This is a genomic window from Vibrio sp. 1731, assembly GCF_033339955.1.
In the GTDB taxonomy this organism is placed as follows: domain Bacteria; phylum Pseudomonadota; class Gammaproteobacteria; order Enterobacterales; family Vibrionaceae; genus Vibrio; species Vibrio alginolyticus.
Genome location: NZ_JAWOVO010000105.1, coordinates 1 through 1,251, shown reverse-complemented (window position 1 = coordinate 1,251; position 1,251 = coordinate 1). Strand labels below are relative to the sequence as shown.

Annotated in this window: 2 protein-coding genes; both read left to right on the top strand. The window is 46.9% G+C overall.

Features of this window, described 5'->3' with window-relative positions; all coding sequences use genetic code 11:
- Nucleotides 1-607, top strand: a 607-nt coding sequence (hisG, locus tag R7035_RS25495) for an ATP phosphoribosyltransferase (protein ID WP_318146353.1), incomplete at its 5' end; no start/stop codon positions are given.
- A 5-nt stretch (nucleotides 608-612) separates the two neighbouring features.
- Nucleotides 613-1,251 (top strand): histidinol dehydrogenase (gene hisD, locus R7035_RS25490; protein WP_318146352.1); only part of this gene is annotated, 639 nt, incomplete at its 3' end.

Genomic DNA, 1,251 nt, shown 5'->3' with positions numbered 1-1,251 from the left:
ACTGGATTTTGGTGGCTGCCGTTTGTCCATCGCCATCGATAAAGATGAAGAATACAACGGTCCACAAGATCTCGCAGGCAAACGCATCGCAACGACTTACCCTCAACTTCTTAAAGCGTACATGGATGAAGCCGGCGTGCCATTCTCAACTTGTATGCTCACTGGTTCTGTGGAAGTTGCACCACGAGCGGGCTTAGCGGATGCGATTGCAGATTTGGTTTCTACAGGTGCAACATTAGAAGCAAACGGCCTGAAAGAAGCCGAAGTCATCTTCAGATCCAAAGCGACGCTTATCCAACGCATTGGTGAGTTCGACGCAGACAAAGCAGAGTTGATCAATAAATTGCTAACTCGTATGCAAGGCGTTCAACAGGCAAAAGAATCAAAATACATCATGCTGCACGCACCAGCTGGAAAATTGGAGCAAATTAAAGCATTACTGCCGGGCGCAGAAGATCCAACCGTTTTACCACTATCAGCAGACAAACAGAAAGTTGCCGTTCATTTGGTGAGTACAGAGAACTTGTTCTGGGAAACCATGGAACAGCTAAAAGAACTGGGTGCGAGCTCAATTCTAGTGCTACCAATTGAAAAAATGATGGAGTAACGGCAATGAGAACTGTTGTATGGCAATCACTGAGTGAAGAGCAACAAGATGCAATTTTGGAGCGTCCTGCCATTGCGGAAGGCGCGAATATTACCGCTGCAGTTGCGGATGTGATCGCAAAGGTGCGTACTCAAGGTGACGCAGCGCTATTAGAACTTACAGAAAAGTTTGACCGTGTAAAACCGGAATCAATCCGAGTTCCATCCAAAGAAATTAATGCGGCTTCAGAGCGCCTTTCTGCGGAAATGAAACAAGCACTGGAGCAGGCGTACAGCAACATTGCTAAATTTCATAAAGCACAAAAGCCACAACCAATTAAAGTGGAAACACAACCTGGAGTGATGTGTGAGCAAGTGACACGTCCCATTCAAAAAGTAGGGTTGTATATTCCTGGTGGTAGCGCGCCATTGCCATCGACAGTATTGATGTTGGGCGTGCCCGCAAAAATCGCTGGTTGTCGTAAAGTGGTGCTTTGTTCTCCTCCACCGATTGCAGATGAAATTTTGTACGTTGCCAAGTTGTGCGGCATTGATGAAGTTTACAATGTCGGTGGTGGACAGGCGGTCGCTGCAATGGCGTACGGTACGAAAAGCGTCTCCAAAGTGGATAAAATTTTTGGCCCGGGTAACGCCTATGTGACGGAA